Consider the following 17,097-nt stretch of genomic DNA (forward strand, 5'->3'; position numbering starts at 1 on the left):
CCGGCGAGCAGGCCCGCCGGGGCTCTTCGTCGAGCTAATCCCACCCTGGCACAGGTGCTCGGTGTGGGGCTAGCGCCCAAATCACTTCTCGGAGTCGTCCTTGCCGGACTCTTCCTCGGTGACCGGCTTGTCGATCACCGCGGTGGCGGTACCGCCGCCCTCGTGCTTGTGGGCGATGGTCTTGCCGGTCAGGCTCAGGTGCGCCTCGAGCCGCATCCGCTCGGAGATGTGCGGGTAGTGCAGCTCGAACGCCGGGCGCTCGGAGCGGATCCGGGGCAGCTCGGTGAAGTTGTGCCGCGGCGGCGGGCACGAGGTGGCCCACTCCAGCGAGTTGCCGTAGCCCCACGGGTCGTCGACGTCCACGACCTCGCCGTAGCGGTAGCTGCGGAACACGTTGTAGAGGAACGGCAGCATCGAGGCACCCAGGATGAACGCGCCGATCGTGGAGATCGTGTTCAGCATGGTGAAGCCGTCGGACTCCAGGTAGTCGGCGTACCGGCGGGGCATGCCCTCGTTGCCCAGCCAGTGCTGGACCAGGAAGGTGCCGTGGAAGCCGATGAAGGTCAGCCAGAAGTGCAGCTTGCCCAGCCGCTCGTCCATCATCCGGCCCGTCATCTTCGGGAACCAGAAGTAGATGCCGGCGAAGGTGGCGAACACGATCGTGCCGTAGAGCACGTAGTGGAAGTGCGCGACCACGAAGTAGGTGTCCGAGACGTGGAAGTCGACCGGCGGCATGGCCAGCAGGACACCGGTGAGACCACCGAAGAGGAAGGTGACCAGGAAGCCGACGCTGAAGATCATCGGCGTCTCGAAGGTCAGCTGCCCCTTCCACATGGTGCCGATCCAGTTGAAGAACTTCACACCGGTCGGGACCGCGATCAGGAACGTGGTGAACGCGAAGAACGGCAGCAGCACCGCGCCGGTCGCGTACATGTGGTGCGCCCACACCACGACCGACAGGGCCGCGATGCCCAGGGTCGCGTAGACCAGGCCCGAGTAGCCGAAGATCGGCTTGCGGCTGAACACCGGGAAGATCTCGGAGACGATGCCGAAGAACGGCAGCGCGACGATGTAGACCTCGGGGTGGCCGAAGAACCAGAACAGGTGCTGCCAGAGGATGACGCCGCCGTTGGCCGGGTCGAAGACGTGGGCACCCAGGTGCCGGTCGGCCATCAGGCCCAGCAGCGCGGCGGTCAGGATCGGGAACGCCATCAGGATCAGCACGCTGGTGACCAGGATGTTCCAGGTGAAGATCGGCATCCGGAACATGGTCATGCCGGGCGCGCGCAGGCAGACCACGGTGGTGATCATGTTGACCGCACCGAGGATCGTGCCCAGACCGGAGACGGCCAGACCGGCGATCCACATGTCCGCGCCGTGGCCCGGCGAGTGCAGGGCGTCCGACAGCGGGGTGTAGGCGAACCAACCGAAGTCAGCGGCACCGCCCGGCAGCAGGAAGCCGGACAGCACGACCAGGCTGCCGAAGGTGAACAGCCAGTACCCCAGGGCGTTCAACCGCGGGAACGCGACGTCCGGGGAGCCGATCTGCAACGGCAGGATGTAGTTGGCGAAGCCGAACAGAATCGGGGTCGCGTACATCAGCAGCATCACCGTGCCGTGCATGGTGAACAGCTGGTTGTACTGCTCCTGCGACAGGAACTGCATCCCCGGGACCGCGAGCTCGCCGCGGATCAGCATCGCCATCAGACCGCCGATGAGGAAGAACGTCATCGACGTGACCATGTACATGATGCCGATTTGCTTGTGGTCCGTGGTGCGGAACATCCGCGCCAGGTACGAACCCTTGACCGTTTTGCGCACCGGATAGGGGCGCGTGGCGATCGGCTGTGGCGCGACGGCCGTCACGGTGCCTCCTGCACTCCCTCGAATCCTTCGTCGGATCCGGTTGGATCCGCCCCCGACCCGGGTGGGTCGGGTGACAGCATGCGACACCCCGCAGGGCGACTGCAGGATGAGCCAGTCGCGATGCCTGCCGACTGCGGATACTAGTCCCGACGCCCCGGCGTAGTTCGGCCGGGCCGTAGCCACCCTATTCATTGGGGCGCTCCCGGTCACCAGGAGTGAGATCGACCCGACAGGCGGCGATCACGGACATGTCGCCCGAACCCGACGGGAGGGCGCCGGTTAGCCTACGGATCAACAGGTCCGGCAGCCCACCTGCGAGACGGGCCGCCCTGGGACGACGTCCACCAGATCCTGGAGGGGAAGCACGTGCGGAGGAGCACGATCATCGGTGCGGTGCTGATCGGCGGTCTCGCCCTGGCTGGCTGCACGCCGGCCGAGCGACCGAGCGACCAGCCCCCGTCCCCCGGCACGCCGCCGTCGGCGACCGCCCAGCAGCACAGCGGCCAGCAGCAGGCGGGCCAGCACAGCGAGACCGACCGCGAGTTCGCCCAGCAGCTGCAGGCGAACCGCAAGCAGGTCGTCGAGCTCGCGCAGCTGGCCCAGAGCAACGGGCAGAGCGCCGAGACCAAGGCGCTCGCGACCCAGCTCCAGCAGTCGGCGCAGCTGCAGGTCACCCAGCTCGACGCGTTCCTGGCCTCCGCGGCCGGGCAGCCGTCGGACAGCGACCCGGCGGACTCCACCGACGAGGCCGGCGACGCGGGTCAGCAGCCGTCGCAGCAGCTCGACCAGCTCAAGCAGCTCCAGGGCGAGCAGTTCGACAAGCAGTGGAAGCAGGCCGTGCAGGCGCTGGAGCAGAGCGCCGGCCAGCTGGCCCGCTCCGAGCAGGAGGAAGGCCAGGCCCAGGCCATGCGCAAGCTGGCCGAGGACTTCCTGGCGAACCAGCAGGACACCCTCAGCAAGCTCAGCGCGCTTTGAGCTGAAGCACCGAACGGGGCCGCGGGCAACATGCCTGCGGCCCCGTTCGCGTTTCAGGTGATCCCCGGGCGTCGGCGGAACAGCCGCCGGGCCAGAGCTTCCAGTGCAGCCACCAGCAGGGCCGCCACGAGGTAGGCGGGCCAGAGCAGCAGGTGCGTGGCGGCCGGGGTGCCGACGTCGAGGAGCTGCTCGTCGAGTCCGGCCAGCAACGCGCCGACTGCCAGCAGCAGCGCGGGCAGTCGCAGCCCGGACCGGAGCAGCAGGAAACCCGCCACCGCGAACGCGAGCACGTTCCCCACCAGCGCCCAGACCAGCAGCCCACCGGACAGCGCCGTTCCGAACGCGGTGCAGGCGGTCGCTATCGCGGCCAGCACCGCCGCCAGCCCGAGCGCTTTCCGGCGGCTCGGCTGTTCCGGAGCGCGCCGGAGCGCGCAGAAGCCGACGAGCACGAGCAGCCGCGGCCAACCCGCCGCCAAGGCCCCGATCCACTGCGGGCCGGTGCCGACGAGCACCCCACCCACCTCGATGCGCTGGCCGGATCCCGCGAGCTCGCCGAGCACCACCAGCGCCGTGGCAGCGCCGAGGCACCACATCGGTCCCCAGGTCTTCCGGCAGACCGCGTTTCGACCCGCGAGGAACGCCAGGGCCGCGGGCACCGCCAACCCGATCAGCACCGGATCGACCGGATATCCGAAGAGGACGCCGAGCAGCGCGATCAACGCCGCGTAGGCCACCCCGAAAGCAATGCTGCTGGTCACAGCTCCTCCCGGAACAGCTCGACGACCCGGCGCACGGTGTCCGCGGTGGCTGCCGCGTTGGCTTGCGGGGTTCCGCCGCCGGCGATCCAGAACACGCCCGGGATCAACGCGGCCGCGGTCGTGTAGGAGGTCGGGAGGTTGGGCACGTCGAGGATGAAGTGGCCTGCTCCCGGCTGGACCACGTGCTCGGCCCGGCCACCGAGCCGGCGCGCGGCGACGTCCAGCAGCCGCTGCGACGGCCACAACTCGTCCTGCTCGGCGGACACCAGCAGGAATGCGGCATCGCTGCGCTCGACCGGGATCGCGGCGCGGTCCAGTTCGTCCGGCGTGGCCGTAGTGCCCTGGGTGTCGACGAACTGCCCGGGACGTCCGCGCGCGGCCGAGGCCAGGAAGCCGACCGGGGATCCGGGCGAAGCGATCACCAGCGGCGGGAGGTCGGCACCGGCACGCGTCCAGGACGATCCCGGTTGCACCGCTCCGGGGAACACCGCCCCGGACCCCACGATCGACGCCACCGCACCCACCCCCGGCGCGAACGCGCCCAGCACCAGCGCGAACTCGCCGCCCCTGGACAACCCGACCACGCCCACCCGCCCGTCGGAGACCTCCGGCCGGGCCCGCAACCAGTCCACCGCACGGGTGCCGTACTCGACGGGGACCCGGTCCAGCGCGGGCGGCAACCCGGGCAGTCCGAAGTAGGCCAGGCCGAGCACCGCGAAGCCCTTCCCGGCCAGGAATCGCCCCAGCTCGGGGTTCGGCCGGCCGCCTTCGGATCCGCCCAGCAGGATCACGCCCGGGTGCGGCCCGGGACCGGGTGGGAGGTGGAGATCACCGACCAGCCCGTCCTCGGCGATCGGCGTCGACCGCACTCCCGGCGCGTGCAGCGGCACCACCAGCGGCGCCTGCGCCACCGTGCTCCCGCCGACGTCGACGCCGATGGTCAGCCGGAGCTCGGGTCCGCTCAGCGCGGCTCGCGGTTCGGACACCGGTTCCCCGGACGGCAACCGCATCGACCACAGCAGTCCGGTGGGGTCCGTCCCGGTGTAGGAGCCGGTGATCGGAGCCTGCCCGGCGATGTCGACGCGCCCGCCGCGATCCGCCGCGAACGTCGCCCACGAAGTCCACGGCCGACCGCGGTCGTCGGTCGTCCGCGCCCACACCGAAGCCTGCTCCCCCGGCGCCAATCCGCTCACGACGACCGCCAGCGGCTCGTCGATCGCACCGCCGCCGACGTCCAGCTCTGGGGCGGACCTGGCAGTGCCCGCGCACCCGGCGAGCAGCAGCGCCACGGCCAGCAGGCCGATCGCACTTCGCATCGAAGCCTCCACTCCAAGATCGAGTGGGGTCGACTGTGCGGTCTCCCGCGACGGGAGGGTCAAGTCCGCCGCATCAGCCTCTTCCGCGCTGGTCCGGGGGAACCTACTATGAGTAGGCTACTGCGGAGTAGATAACGTCGATCGAGGGAGTGCACATGCCGAACGTGTCCGGCAAGGTCGTCCTGATCACCGGTGCCGCGCGGGGGATCGGCGCGCAGACCGCCCGGGAGCTGGCCCGCCGAGGCGCCCGGCTCGCCCTGGTCGGACTGGAGCCCGACGAGCTGGCGGCCGTCGCGGCCGAGCTCGGCGACGGCCACTTCTGGGCCGAGGCCGACGTCACCGACGGCGACTCGATCAAGGCCGCCGTGGACGCCGCCGCCGAGCAGCTCGGGCGCATCGACGTGGTCATCGCCAACGCCGGGATCGCGCCCATCGGCACCGTGCGCAAGAGCGATCCGCGCGCGTTCACCAAGACCATCGACGTCAACATCAACGGCGTCTTCCACACCGCCCGCGCCGCCCTGCCGCACCTGATCGAGCGCCGGGGCTACCTGCTGGTGGTCTCGTCGCTGTCGGCGTTCACGCCGATCGGCGGCATGGCCGCCTACACCGCGAGCAAGTCCGGCGCGGAGGCGCTGGCCAGCGCGCTGCGCACGGAGGTGTCGCACCTGGGCGTGATGGTCGGCAGCGCGCACCCGTCGTGGATCGACACCGACATGGTGCGCGACGTGGCGCAGGACCTGAGCGCTTTCGAGCAGATGCGCAAGCGCCTGCCGTGGCCGATGCGCTCCACCACGAGCGTGCAGGACTGCGCCAAGGCCTTCGCCGACGGCGTCGAGCGGCGCGCCCGCCGGGTGTACGTGCCGCGGGCGGTCGCGCTGATGCACTGGCTGCGCAACCTCCCGGCGTCCGGGGTCGTCGAGGTCCTGATGCGGCCGACCGTCCGGCGCCTGATCCCGAAGATGGAGCAGGAGGTCGACGCGCTCGGCCGCTCCCTCAGCGAGCGCAACCAGAAGCTCCAGGGCTGATCCGCCCGGCCAAGGGGTTGCACCGCCGCGCAGGACGAGGATGGAAAGAGGCCAGTTGGGACCGGTGGCCGGGGGTGTCTGACGCGGAAGGCTTTCCCCGGCCACCGGGGTTCATCGGGAGCGCTGCTCGCTGAGCACGCCTCGTTCCTGTTCGATCTTGGCGATCAGGGTCCACACCGTTTGGCCGGCGCGGCCGCTGGCGCTGTGCTGCGGGCGGCTGCCGAGCCAGTGCGGCAGCCGCACCAGGAGCGCGCCGACGGTCGCGCCGATCGTGTTGCACACCACGTCGTCGGTCGCCGCGACCCGGCCGGGGATGCCCAGGAACTGGACCAGCTCGATGGACACCGACAGCAGCAGGCCGAAGAACGCGATCTTGACGACGCTGTCGAACCACGGCACGCGCTGCGGGACCAGCACCGCCAGCGGCAGCAGCAGGACCAGGTTCCCGGCCAGCTGCACCCACGGCAGCAGGTCGCCGGGGCCCGCCGTCAGCGCCATCGACACGTCGTTGCCGAGGCTCGGCCGGACCGGGTCCGCGGGCGGCGGCGGTTGCGGCAGGAACACCAGGTATCCGACGGTGAGCACCGAGTAGGCGAGCGCCCCGTCCAGCAACGGCTCGCGGGGGTCGGAGCCGCTGCGCACCACCGCTGATGCCACCGCCACCACCACCGAGAGCGGAAGCAGGATCGTCACCACCGGTGCGAATCCGCCGAATGCCACGAGAACCTGCTGCACGTGAGCCGCACTTCCTCTGGCCGCCATCGCCAGGAACACCCGGCCACCGAAGAATCCACAGTGGATCGTCCGGCGAACCGGAAAACCGTTGGGAATGCACATCTCCAGCGGTCGGCGTTGACCGACTTTCGTCTGAGCGTCAGGGTTCAGAAGCGGCCGGGCGCCGTTTCGGGGGCCACGACGCCCGGCCGCGGGCGGAAACTCGTCGGATGAAACCGCAGGTGAGACGCCATCGCATCGCCCCAGCAGGGGTCTGCTGCACGTCCACCTCCCGACTCGTCCCGCGCCACTTTCCGAATAGTTCCGAAATCGACCCGGTCGCTGTTGAACATAACGACCGGAGAACGGACCACCAGCTCCGTGACCAAAACCCGCCAGTCCATTCGGCACCATCCACAGAGGACTGTAAAACCGATTCGACAACACCTCACCAGCTATTTTCATTCGACGGACCACCGAGAGAGATCTGTTGTTCACACAATTCCCACGGGAGGCCTGCTGGGAATTCAGCGGAACAGCGGATGAACGTCGAATGAGGACTCCGCGACGACGTGATCCCGGCGGCACCGGCCGAAACCCGGGCCGCTCCCCCGGGAACGCGACCTATGCTGGCCAGGTGAGTTCCAACCCGCTCCTCGACAGCCTGCGCAACGCCGTCACCGCAGCCCCCGAAGACATCGCCCTGCGCTTGCACCTGGCGGAGCTGCTGCTGTCCGACGGGGCCCGCGACGAGGCCGTGTCGCACATCGCGGCGGCGTTGCAGCAAGAGCCGGGCAACGCGGCGGCCTCGCGGATGATGGCGCAAGCACTCGCCCCCGCTGACCGGACCGAGCCCGGGGAGCCGGAGCCCGCGCCGAAGAAGAGCTACGACTGGTCGGCGGCCGAAGCGGAACTCGCCGACGTGGTGCAGCCGCGCTTCATCGAGTCCGACGAGTCCGAGCAGGACGACGAGCCCGAGGCGGTGCCCAGCGACCCGCAAGCCGACGGCGCCGTCTTCGAGGTCGAGACCTCCGACGTCCGGCTGGACGACGTCGGCGGCATGACCGAGGTGAAGAAGCGGCTGAACGCGGCGTTCCTCGCGCCGATGCGCAACGCGAAGCTGCGCAAGCTGTTCGGCAAGAGCCTGCGCGGCGGCCTGCTGCTCTACGGCCCGCCCGGCTGCGGCAAGACGTTCCTGGCCAAGGCCGTGGCCGGCGAGCTCGGCGCCCGGTTCATCTCGGTGACGCTCCAGGAAGTCCTGGACATGTGGATGGGCAACTCCGAGAAGAACATGCACGCGCTGTTCCAGACCGCCCGGCAGAACGCGCCGTGCGTGCTGTTCTTCGACGAGATCGACGCGATCGGCCAGCGCCGGTCCCAGCTGCGCAACTCGGGGCTGCGCGGCACGGTGAACCAGCTGCTGACCGAGCTGGACGGCGTGAAGTCCGACAACGAGGGCGTTTTCGTGCTCGCCGCGACGAACCACCCGTGGGACATCGACCAGGCGCTGCTGCGGCCGGGCCGGTTCGACCGCGCGGTGGCGGTGCTGCCGCCGGACGACGAGGCCCGCAAGGCGATCCTGGGCTACCACCTCAAGGACCGGCCGGTCGCAGGCATCAAGCTGTCCGAGCTGGTCAAGCGCACCGACGGGTTCTCCGGCGCGGACCTCGCGCACATCTGCGAGGCGGCCAGCGAGCGAGCCCTGATGGACTCCATCGAGGCCGGTGAGCCGCGGATGATCGAGATGCCGGACCTGCTCGGCGCCCTCGGCGAGGTGACGCCGTCGACGACGTCGTGGTTCACCACCGCCCGCAACGTGGTGCTGTACTCCAACCAGGACGGGACCTACAACGACCTGGCCGCCTACCTGAAGAAGAAGCGGATGCTGTGAGCGACGCGGACGTCAAGGTCGAGCAGGTCCGGAACCTGCTGGAGGCCAAGCGGTTCGACCTCGCGAAGCAGCAGCTCGCCCCGCTGCTCGCGGCCTGGCCCGACAACTACCTGCTCTGGCAGCTGCTGGCGCTGGCGCACCTGGGCTCCCGGGAGCACGCCGAGGCGCAGCAGGCCGTTTCGCAGGCACTCGCCCTCAACCCGCAGGACGAGGACCTGCACCTGCTGATGTGCAAGGTGCTGGTCGCGTGGGACCGGATCGGCGAGGGCATCACGTGGGCCCAGCGCGCGCTGGAGCTGAACCCGAACTCGGCGGAAGCGCACCTGCAGATCGCCAACGGCCTGGCGGTCGTGGAGAAGCACCTCGACCAGGCCCTCTGGCACGCCCAACGCGCCCGCGACCTCGAACCGGACGCGGCGCTGACGCACTGCGTGCTCGGCACCGTCCTGGTGTCGATGGGCGGCAAGCAGGCCGCCCGCCAAGCCCGCGAGCCGCTGGAAACCGCCCTGCGCCTGGACCCGCAGCTCGCGGTGGCGTGGAACGTCATGGGCCTGGCCGCACTCCGGTCCGGCCGCATCAAGGAGGCGCTGCGCGCGTTCATCACGACGTTGCAGCTCAACCCGCAGTCCGGCGACGCGGCCCACAACCTCCCGCTGGCGGTGTGGGCCCTGGTCTCCCGCGGCCGCTGGTGGATCTTCGCCCTGCTGATCCCGACTGCGGTCCTGTCCGCCCTGGCCTTCACGACCACCGGCATCGCCTCGGTCGCGATCCACGTCGTCGGCGGGGCCCTGATCGCAGCGGGCGCCTGGTGGGCGCTGGTCCTGCGCATCCGCAACGTCTTCCCGGAGTCCATGCGCCTGGCGGCGATCAACGTCCTGCGCCGGGACCGCTTGGTCCGCCCCACCTTGACGGGCCTGGCGATCGGAGCGGTGGTCCAGGTCCTGATGGTGGTGGGCCCGATCGGTCCGGCGGGCTTGGGCGCGGCGTTCTGGGCAGCGGCCCTCGGCAACTTCATCGGCCACCGGGTCTCGATCTCCAGGCTCAACAAGGCCACGAAAGCCCTGAACGCCGAACGAGAAGCCCAATGGCTCACGGTGGTGACGCCCCAACCCGCACCCGAACCTGCACGGGTGTGAGCCCTTCACGATCACTTGAGAAGAGCCAGCCGGCTCTAGAATCCGCGGATGAACACCCCAGACGCGCGTCTGGAGCGCGCCCGCCAACGCTGCGCCACCGCGCGCACGATCCTCGACCGGCTCGACCTGTTCGAGCGGTGGCGGCCGTTCGGTTCTCCGGTGCTCGTGGGTTCCGTCGCCCTCGACTTGGTGGTGGAGCCCGACATCGACGTGGAGATCTACTCCCCCTCCCCGTCCATCGCCGAGGGATTCGCCGCCCTCACCTCCTGCGCGCAGCTGCCCGGGGTGCGCAAACTGCGCTTCACCAACGCACTGGATCTGCCGGACCAGGGGCTCTACTGGCGCCTGGACTACGAGTTCACGCCCGAAGAGACCTGGAAGATCGACATGTGGTGGCTGCCCGACGACCATCCCGGTCCCCGAGCAGCGGACCTCGTCGCCCCCGTGCGCGCGGCTCTGGACGACTCAACGCGCGACGCCGTCCTCGCGATCAAAGAAGGCGCGGCGGCGCGGGGCGAAGCGACGCAGGGTGTGTGGGTCTACCAGTCGGTGCTGGACCACGGAGTCCGCACCTACGACGAGTTCCGCACCTGGCTCGCCCAAACCCCGACGGACAGCCTGACGTCGTGGCACCCGGGCGGCCCCAAGAGGTCGTGAGCGCGAAACAGGGCTAGAACACTGTTACGCACTCACGACTCCGTGCTCAGGTGACCGGACGGGTGCGCGTCCCGCTCCAGCTGTCGGGTTGCGTGCCGTCGACATCGGTGAATTCGTACTCGCGCGCCAGATCGGCGGAACTGACCGATCGTTGGTTCCACCGCATCCGACTCGAATCCGCAGCGAGCGCAGCGACACCACGCCCCACGTACCGGGGCGATTCGGAATCGGCGAACCCCTCCGGGGCAACCGGATGGCCTTCAACGGCTCCGTCGAGCGCGTCGCGCCAATTGCTCTCGGTGACGCCGAAGTTCTCCAGCATCATCTCGGACCGCAACCACCCGGGCGTGACCGCGACCGCAGTCGCACCGTGCGGTGCGAGCTCGTGCCCTTGCGAGAAAGCCAACCGGTTGACCGCGACCTTGGCGAGGTCGTAGTAGACCGAGATCCGGTAGTTGTCCGCGTTGAACGCCGCGGTCCCATCGGTGACCTCGACGAGCAGACCGCCCGGCCGGTCGACGAGCAGCGGCAGCAAGTGGTGGGACGTGATGAGGTGCGTATCGATCGCCAACCGGAGGATGCGGAGTCCGGCGTCCAGATCGTGTTGCCATACGGGCGTGTTCCACGTGGCCGGAGGTCCTTTGAGCACTTCCGCACCCCAGATGTCGTTCACCAGCACGTCGATGTGCCCGTAGTCGGTCCGCAGCCGTTCCGCGAGCCCCCGGACCTGCTCGGGATCGAGGTGATCGACCTGGAGCGCAACACCTGTTCCGCCGAGCTCGGTCACCAGCTCAGCGGTCTCCTCGATGCACTCGCCTCGTTGGTAGTCCGACCGGATCGAGGCATCACCGTCGCGACTGCTGCGCCCAGTGCACACGACGGTGGCGCCCGCCTCCGCCAGCCCAGCAGCGATACCACGGCCGGCCCCACGAGTCGCACCCGCGACGACCGCTACGCGGCCGCGCAGTCGATCGCGCTCTGGGATCGCAGTCACACCACGAGTCTGTCAAACCGACCGCACCAGCACACCGCGGAACCGGGTCGTCACCAGGGCTTGCCGGATTTCAAGAGGTCGTGAGTGCGAAGCAGGGCTAGAACACTGTTACGCACTCACGACTTCGGGTCGCGGCCGAGGAGGGCTGCAAGTTTTTCGAGTGGTGGGGCCGTTTCCGGGACCTCTCGGGGTGGGGCGAAGGGGCTTCGGTCCGGGGGGATCTCGGGGAGCGCCGACTTGGTGAAGTCGAGTTGGCGCTCGACCACTTCGTCGGCGTAGCGGGGTTTCTGGTTCGTCGCTCGCGCCAGGTCCCAGCCGTGGACCAGCTCTTCGACTGCGCGCAGGTGGACTGCGGCGATGCCGGGGACCTCGCCCGCCGGCACGCGGAAGCGCTGGTCCAGCACACCTGGCCGGCGGAACGCGGCGAGCAGGCCTTCAGCCGCGCTCCGGTAGGCCGCCGCCGGGTCGTTGCCGAGGACGTCGCTGTTGGTCGGGTCCAGCGCTCCTGGCGCGAGCCACCTCGCCGCGCAAGATGCCGTTGAAGAGCCGGTGCCCGATGACCATGTGGCTGACCAGCTCGCGGACGTTCCAGTCGGTGCACGGCGTCGCGGCGTCCCACTGGTCGCGCTGCACTCCGGCGACCAGCTCGCCGGTGGCGGTGAGGACCAGCGCGAGGTCGTCGATGGGCGAAGCGGTCATGGGATCCCTCCACGATGGCCAGCGGTTCGCCCGGACAGTACTGGAACTCCACCGACTTTTGGCGGGTGATCACTCCTTCTTCCGGCGGAACAGGCCGAGGATCGGGTCGTAGCGGCGGTCCGCCACCCGCTCCTTGAGCGGGATCAGGGCGTTGTCGGTGATGTGGATGTTCTCCGGGCAGACGTCCGTGCAGCACTTCGTGATGTTGCAGAGCCCCAGGCCGTGGTCCTCCTTGGCCTCCTCCGGGCGGCGCTCCGCTTCGTCGAGGGGGTGCATGTCCAGTTCCGCCACGCGCATCAGGAAGCGGGGGCCGGAGTACGCGTGCTTGTTGTCGTCGTGGTCGCGGATCACGTGGCACACGTTCTGGCACAGGAAGCACTCGATGCACTTGCGGAACTCCTGCGAGCGCTGGACGTCCACCTGCTGCATCCGGTACTCGCCCGGTTCCAGGCCCGCGGGCGGCTGGAACGCCGGGACCTCGCGGGCCTTCTCGTAGTTGTAGGACACGTCCGTCACCAGGTCTTTGACCAGCGGGAACGTGCGCATCGGGGTGACCGTGATCGTGTCGGACCGGTCGAAGGTGGACATCCGGGTCATGCACATCAGGCGGGGGCGGCCGTTGATCTCCGCCGAGCACGAACCGCACTTGCCCGCCTTGCAGTTCCACCGCACCGCCAGGTCCGGGCACTGGGTGGCCTGCAGCCGGTGGATGATGTCGAGCACCACCTCACCCTCGTTGACCTCGACGGTGTAGTCGCGCAGCTCGCCGTCGTCCGCGCCGCGCCACACCCGGAAGTGCGCCTGATATCCCATCAGATTTCCCCAACCTGGACGTCTCCGAGCTCTTCTCCGGTGTAGTACTTGCGCAGTTCCTCCAGCTTGAACAGCTCCAGCAGGTCGTCGCGCATCGGCGGCTGCAGCTGCTCGACCACTTCCACGCGGTCGGCAACCAGGTCGCACACCAGCAGCTTCCGGCGCCACTCGGCGTCCATCGCCGGGTGGTCGTCCCGGGTGTGCCCGCCGCGGCTCTCGGTGCGCAGCAGCGCCGCGCGCGCCACGCATTCGCTGACCAGCAGCATGTTCCGCAGGTCGAGGGCCAGGTGCCAGCCCGGGTTGAACTGGCGGTTGCCCTCGACCGCCAGGTGCTGCGCGCGGTCCTTGATGTCGCGCAGCTTCTCCAGCGCCTGCCGCATCTCCTGGCCGCGGCGGATGATCCCGACCAGGTCGTTCATCACCTGCTGGAGTTCGGCGTGCAGGGAGTACGGGTTCTCCCCCACCGGTTGGGACGACGCGGTGAACGGGTCCTGCGCCCGCCGGGCCGCAACGTCCACATCGGACTCGGCGATGCTCGGGCGGATGCCCAGCGAGGTCACGTAGCCGGCCGCTCCGGCACCCGCGCGGCGACCGAAGACCAGCAGGTCGGACAACGAATTCCCGCCCAGGCGGTTGGATCCGTGCATCCCGCCCGCCACCTCGCCTGCGGCGAACAGCCCCGGCACCCGCGAGGCCGCGGTGTCCGGGTCGACCTCCACGCCGCCCATCACGTAGTGGCAGGTCGGGCCGACCTCCATCGCCTCCGCCGTGATGTCCACATCGGCCAGTTCCTTGAACTGGTGGTACATCGACGGCAGCCGCTGGGTGATCTTCTCCGCGGGCAGCCGGGTCGCCACGTCCAGGAAGACCCCGCCGTGCTCCGACCCGCGGCCCTCCTTGACCTCGTTGTTGATCGCCCGCGCCACCTCGTCGCGGGGCAGCAGCTCGGGCGGGCGGCGGTTGTTGTCCGGGTCGTCGTACCAGCGGTCCGCCTCGTCCTCGCTGTCGGCGTAGTTGTCCTTGAACACCTCGGGGATGTAGTCGAACATGAACCGGTCGCCCTCGGAGTTGCGCAGCACTCCGCCGTCGCCGCGCACCGACTCGGTGACCAGGATTCCCTTCACGCTCGGCGGCCACACCATGCCGGTCGGGTGGAACTGGACGAACTCCATGTTGATCAGCGCCGCCCCGGCGCGCATCGCCAGCGCGTGCCCGTCGCCGGTGTACTCCCAGGAGTTGGAGGTGACCTTGAACGACTTGCCGATGCCGCCGGTCGCCACGATGACCGCGGGCGCCTCGAACAGCACGAACCGCCCGGACTCCCGCCAGTACCCGAACGCGCCGGAGATCCGGCCGTCGTCCTTGAGCAGCTCGGTGACCGTGCACTCCTGGAACACCTTGATCCGGGCCTCGTAGTCGCCGAAGTCGGCGTGGTCCTCCTGCTGCAGCGACACGATCTTCTGCTGCAGCGTGCGGATCAGCTCCAGCCCGGTGCGGTCGCCGACGTGCGCCAGCCGCGGGTACTCGTGGCCGCCGAAGTTGCGCTGGCTGATCCGCCCGTCCGCGGTGCGGTCGAACAGCGCGCCGTAGGTCTCCAGCTCCCACACCCGCTGCGGCGCTTCCTTCGCGTGCAGCTCGGCCATCCGCCAGTTGTTCAGGAACTTCCCGCCCCGCATGGTGTCCCGGAAGTGCACCTGCCAGTTGTCGCGGGAGTTGACGTTGCCCATCGAGGCCGCGATGCCGCCTTCGGCCATCACCGTGTGCGCTTTGCCGAACAACGACTTGCACACCACGGCGGTGCGCAGGCCCTGCGACCGGGTCTCGATCGCCGCGCGCAGACCTGCGCCACCGGCGCCGATCACGACGACGTCGTACTCGTGCCGTTCGATCTCCACCATCTACGTCCTTCTAGTTGAACAACCGGGGATCCGAGAGCGCGCCGCTGGCCACCAACATCACGTAGAGGTCCACGAGGGCGACCGAAACCAGTGATGACCAGGCGAGCAGCATGTGCTTGCCGTTGAGCCAGGTGACCTTGGTCCAGAACCAGTAGCGCACCGGGTGCTTGGAGAAGTGGTTGATCCGGCCGCCGATCAGGTGCCGGCAGGAGTGGCAGGACAGCGTGTACGACCACAGCAGCACCACGTTGACCACCATCAGCAGGCTGCCGAGCCCGATGCCGAAACCGCCGTCGGCACCGCGGAAGGCGATCGCCGTGTCGTAGGTGAGCACCGCCGCCACGATCAGCGCCGCGTAGAAGAAGTAGCGGTGCACGTTCTGCATGATCAGCGGGAAGCGGGTTTCGCCGGAGTAGCGGCGGTGCGGTTCGGCGACCGCGCAGGCCGGCGGCGACGCCCAGAACGACCGGTAGTAGGCCTTCCGGTAGTAGTAGCAGGTCAGCCGGAAGCCGAGGACGAACGGCAGCACGAAGATCGGCGGCGGCACGAACGGCCCGAGGTCGGGGGCCGGCTGACCCCAGTGGCTGGCGCCGGGCACGCAGGCCGTGGACAGGCACGGCGAGTAGAACGGCGCCAGGTAGTGGTACTCGGGAACCCAGTACCACTGGTTCATGAACGTGCGGATCACGCCGTAGATCACGAACGCGAGCAGCGCGAGGAAGGTGACCAGCGGCGGCACCCACCACCGGTCGGTGCGCAGGGTTCGCACGGAGATCCGTGCCCGGCCGGTGGCGGAAGGGGGAGCGGACATTCAAAGACCTCGTTGTCAGTTTTTGTCCGGGGGCTCACCTGACGTTGCGGGCGGTCCTACTGTTCGGCGCGGCCTCCCAGGCCCTCGTCGTCGGCGTCCTGCCACAGCGACGGGTCGTAGGGGGTGTCGGGCACGACCACGACTTCCTCGGACTCGACGCCGCGGCGCTGGGCCGGCAGGGCGGTGGAGAGCTCGGCGACGTCGATGTCGAGGCGCTCCACGTCGTTGTGCAGGCGGCGCACGGCTGGGGCGTCGCCGTATCGGGCGTGCAGGACGGCGACGCTGCTGCGCAGCTGCGTCATGACGCGTTGGAGTTCGGCCAGTTCGGTGGTCGTGGCCATCGGCGAACACCTCTTCCGCCATCAGGGGTGGCTCTTTACTGCACCGACTCTGCCCCCAACCAGATGGTGTGACAAGCGCCACAAAGCTGATCTCGGCCAGGTTCCCCCGCTCGAGCCATCGCGCTAGGACGAGCGGTCGGCGATGGCCGCCAAACCCGCGAGCAACGGCTGCAAGCCCAACTCGAACTGGTCGTCGAAGCTCAGCCCCCGGGTCAGCCGCGCGGAGGACACCACGTGCGGGAAGTCCTCCTCCGGCAGGGACTCCATCGGCGAGACCGCGCCGCTGCGGGAATCCCGCGCGACCAGGTCGATCTGCGCGAAGCCGATCGCGTAGCCGAAGACCAAGCGCGCCCCGCCCACGAGGTCGACGCCGCGCAGTCCCGCGTCGTGCAGCGCGCGCATCACCGCTTCCGGCAGCCGCAGCGACTCCGGGTCGCTGTACTCGCGGAGCGCGACCAGCGGGGTCGCGTTGGGATGGCGGACGATCAGCCCCCGAACGCTGCGCGCCAGCGCGGTGATCCGCTCGCGCCAGGGCAGCGCCGCGTCCGGGACCTCCAGCTCGGCCAGCAGCCGCTCGATGACCAGCCGTTCCAGCTCCGCGCGGTCGGCCACGTGGTGGTACAGGCTCATCTTCCCGACGCCGAGCCGCTCGGACACCGCGCGCATGGAAAGTCCCGCGTGACCGGACTCGTCGAGGATCTCCAGCGCTGTCGCGAGCACCGCTTCGCGGGTCAGCTTCGGCGGGCGACCACGGCGGCGCGGGGCATCTGACGTCGTCACCCGCCCAACTTATCCCTCGACTCCCCCGAGCCCCGCTGCTATTTTTCGTACATGCGACGAAAAATAGCGGCGGGGCTCGTCCTGTTCACTGACTCGTTCGGCACCGCCGGCAGCCGCGAGACCTACGACCGGGCGCTCGACTACGCCCGCGAAGCCGAGCAGCACGGCTGGGACGAGCTCTGGACGACCGAGCACCACTTCAACCCCAGGGCGCTCAACTCCGCCGCCCTGGCGATGGCGGGATTCCTGCTCGGCCGCACGAAGCTGCACGTCGGAACGGCTGTGTGCGTGCTGCCCAACCACCACCCGCTCGCGCTCGCCGAGCAGACCTCGGTGCTCCAGCACCTCTCCGGCGACCGCTTCGGCGCCATTGCTAGCGGCGCCAGGGCGGCCCGGGACATCGCTCGCGCCCTGGCCGAC

The 17,097-nt window shown here is 69.4% G+C and carries 18 protein-coding genes; 6 read left to right on the forward strand and 12 right to left on the reverse strand.

All coding sequences use genetic code 11. From position 1 onward, the window contains the following. Positions 1-81: 81 nt before the first annotated feature. Positions 82-1,866 (reverse strand): aa3-type cytochrome oxidase subunit I, encoded by a 1,785-nt coding sequence (gene ctaD / locus ABTZ89_RS20645; protein ID WP_270949525.1) that lies wholly within the window; start codon positions 1,864-1,866, stop codon positions 82-84. 366 nt (positions 1,867-2,232) lie between these two features. On the opposite strand from ctaD, the gene ABTZ89_RS20650 reads away from it, so the two are divergent. Next, the gene (locus ABTZ89_RS20650; protein WP_270949526.1) at positions 2,233-2,841 is read left to right on the forward strand and encodes a DUF305 domain-containing protein; all 609 of its coding nucleotides are present in this window, start codon (positions 2,233-2,235) and stop codon (positions 2,839-2,841) included. A gap of 53 nt (positions 2,842-2,894) precedes the next feature. Here the strand turns inward: ABTZ89_RS20650 and ABTZ89_RS20655 are convergent, their stop codons facing one another. Both ABTZ89_RS20655 and ABTZ89_RS20660 read right to left on the reverse strand, forming a co-directional pair. Next, on the reverse strand, positions 2,895-3,599 hold the full coding sequence (locus tag ABTZ89_RS20655; protein ID WP_351047016.1) for a hypothetical protein: 705 nt from the start codon (positions 3,597-3,599) through the stop codon (positions 2,895-2,897). Then, positions 3,596-4,915, reverse strand: a complete 1,320-nt coding sequence (locus tag ABTZ89_RS20660) for an acyl-CoA thioesterase/bile acid-CoA:amino acid N-acyltransferase family protein (RefSeq protein WP_351047019.1) — start codon at positions 4,913-4,915, stop codon at positions 3,596-3,598. Before ABTZ89_RS20660 ends, ABTZ89_RS20655 begins: the two co-directional genes overlap by 4 nt. Before the next feature lie 155 nt (positions 4,916-5,070). Between ABTZ89_RS20660 and ABTZ89_RS20665 the strand changes: the two genes are divergently transcribed. Beyond that, the gene (locus tag ABTZ89_RS20665; protein ID WP_351047022.1) at positions 5,071-5,943 is read left to right on the forward strand and encodes an SDR family oxidoreductase; all 873 of its coding nucleotides are present in this window, start codon (positions 5,071-5,073) and stop codon (positions 5,941-5,943) included. Positions 5,944-6,054: 111 nt separating this feature from the next. On the opposite strand, the gene ABTZ89_RS20670 is transcribed toward ABTZ89_RS20665, so the two are convergent. Then, positions 6,055-6,678 carry a VanZ family protein gene (locus ABTZ89_RS20670; protein WP_351047025.1) on the reverse strand — a complete coding sequence of 208 codons (624 nt, stop codon included), beginning with the start codon at positions 6,676-6,678 and terminating at the stop codon, positions 6,055-6,057. A 616-nt stretch (positions 6,679-7,294) separates the two neighbouring features. Here ABTZ89_RS20670 and ABTZ89_RS20675 point away from each other — a divergent pair. From ABTZ89_RS20675 to ABTZ89_RS20685, 3 genes are read left to right on the forward strand one after another with little or no spacing between them, the layout of a single operon-like run. Then, on the forward strand, positions 7,295-8,548 hold the full coding sequence (locus ABTZ89_RS20675; protein ID WP_351047028.1) for an ATP-binding protein: 1,254 nt from the start codon (positions 7,295-7,297) through the stop codon (positions 8,546-8,548). Next, positions 8,545-9,684 carry a tetratricopeptide repeat protein gene (locus ABTZ89_RS20680; RefSeq protein ID WP_351047031.1) on the forward strand — a complete coding sequence of 380 codons (1,140 nt, stop codon included), beginning with the start codon at positions 8,545-8,547 and terminating at the stop codon, positions 9,682-9,684. The genes ABTZ89_RS20675 and ABTZ89_RS20680 overlap by 4 nt, the downstream gene beginning before the upstream one ends. 48 nt (positions 9,685-9,732) lie before the next feature. Beyond that, the gene (locus ABTZ89_RS20685) at positions 9,733-10,341 is read left to right on the forward strand and encodes a hypothetical protein (RefSeq protein ID WP_270949535.1); all 609 of its coding nucleotides are present in this window, start codon (positions 9,733-9,735) and stop codon (positions 10,339-10,341) included. Positions 10,342-10,387: 46 nt separating this feature from the next. On the opposite strand, the gene ABTZ89_RS20690 is transcribed toward ABTZ89_RS20685, so the two are convergent. The 8 genes from ABTZ89_RS20690 to ABTZ89_RS20725 form a co-directional block, all read right to left on the reverse strand. Then, the gene (locus tag ABTZ89_RS20690) at positions 10,388-11,326 is read right to left on the reverse strand and encodes an SDR family oxidoreductase (protein ID WP_351047049.1); all 939 of its coding nucleotides are present in this window, start codon (positions 11,324-11,326) and stop codon (positions 10,388-10,390) included. Positions 11,327-11,451: 125 nt separating this feature from the next. Further along, positions 11,452-11,835 (reverse strand): TIGR03086 family metal-binding protein, encoded by a 384-nt coding sequence (locus tag ABTZ89_RS20695; RefSeq protein WP_351047052.1) that lies wholly within the window; start codon positions 11,833-11,835, stop codon positions 11,452-11,454. Next, positions 11,771-12,034 (reverse strand): maleylpyruvate isomerase N-terminal domain-containing protein, encoded by a 264-nt coding sequence (locus ABTZ89_RS20700; protein WP_351047034.1) that lies wholly within the window; start codon positions 12,032-12,034, stop codon positions 11,771-11,773. Before ABTZ89_RS20700 ends, ABTZ89_RS20695 begins: the two co-directional genes overlap by 65 nt. 69 nt (positions 12,035-12,103) lie before the next feature. Then, entirely contained in the window at positions 12,104-12,847 is a 744-nt protein-coding gene (locus ABTZ89_RS20705; protein WP_270949537.1) for a succinate dehydrogenase/fumarate reductase iron-sulfur subunit, read from the reverse strand. Further along, positions 12,847-14,745, reverse strand: a complete 1,899-nt coding sequence (locus ABTZ89_RS20710) for a fumarate reductase/succinate dehydrogenase flavoprotein subunit (protein WP_351047038.1) — start codon at positions 14,743-14,745, stop codon at positions 12,847-12,849. The genes ABTZ89_RS20705 and ABTZ89_RS20710 overlap by 1 nt, the downstream gene beginning before the upstream one ends. Positions 14,746-14,755: 10 nt before the next feature. Next, positions 14,756-15,556 (reverse strand): succinate dehydrogenase subunit SdhC, encoded by an 801-nt coding sequence (gene sdhC / locus ABTZ89_RS20715; RefSeq protein ID WP_351047040.1) that lies wholly within the window; start codon positions 15,554-15,556, stop codon positions 14,756-14,758. Positions 15,557-15,612: 56 nt separating this feature from the next. Further along, on the reverse strand, positions 15,613-15,897 hold the full coding sequence (locus tag ABTZ89_RS20720) for an Rv0250c family protein (protein WP_270949541.1): 285 nt from the start codon (positions 15,895-15,897) through the stop codon (positions 15,613-15,615). A 123-nt stretch (positions 15,898-16,020) separates the two neighbouring features. After that, positions 16,021-16,677, reverse strand: a complete 657-nt coding sequence (locus ABTZ89_RS20725; RefSeq protein WP_351047043.1) for a TetR/AcrR family transcriptional regulator — start codon at positions 16,675-16,677, stop codon at positions 16,021-16,023. A gap of 51 nt (positions 16,678-16,728) precedes the next feature. Between ABTZ89_RS20725 and ABTZ89_RS20730 the strand changes: the two genes are divergently transcribed. Next, positions 16,729-17,097: LLM class flavin-dependent oxidoreductase (locus ABTZ89_RS20730; RefSeq protein ID WP_351047046.1), on the forward strand; the 369-nt coding region annotated here is incomplete at its 3' end.

Origin of the sequence: Saccharopolyspora sp. NPDC002686, assembly GCF_040295745.1 — a bacterium.
Lineage (GTDB): Bacteria > Actinomycetota > Actinomycetes > Mycobacteriales > Pseudonocardiaceae > Saccharopolyspora > Saccharopolyspora oryzae.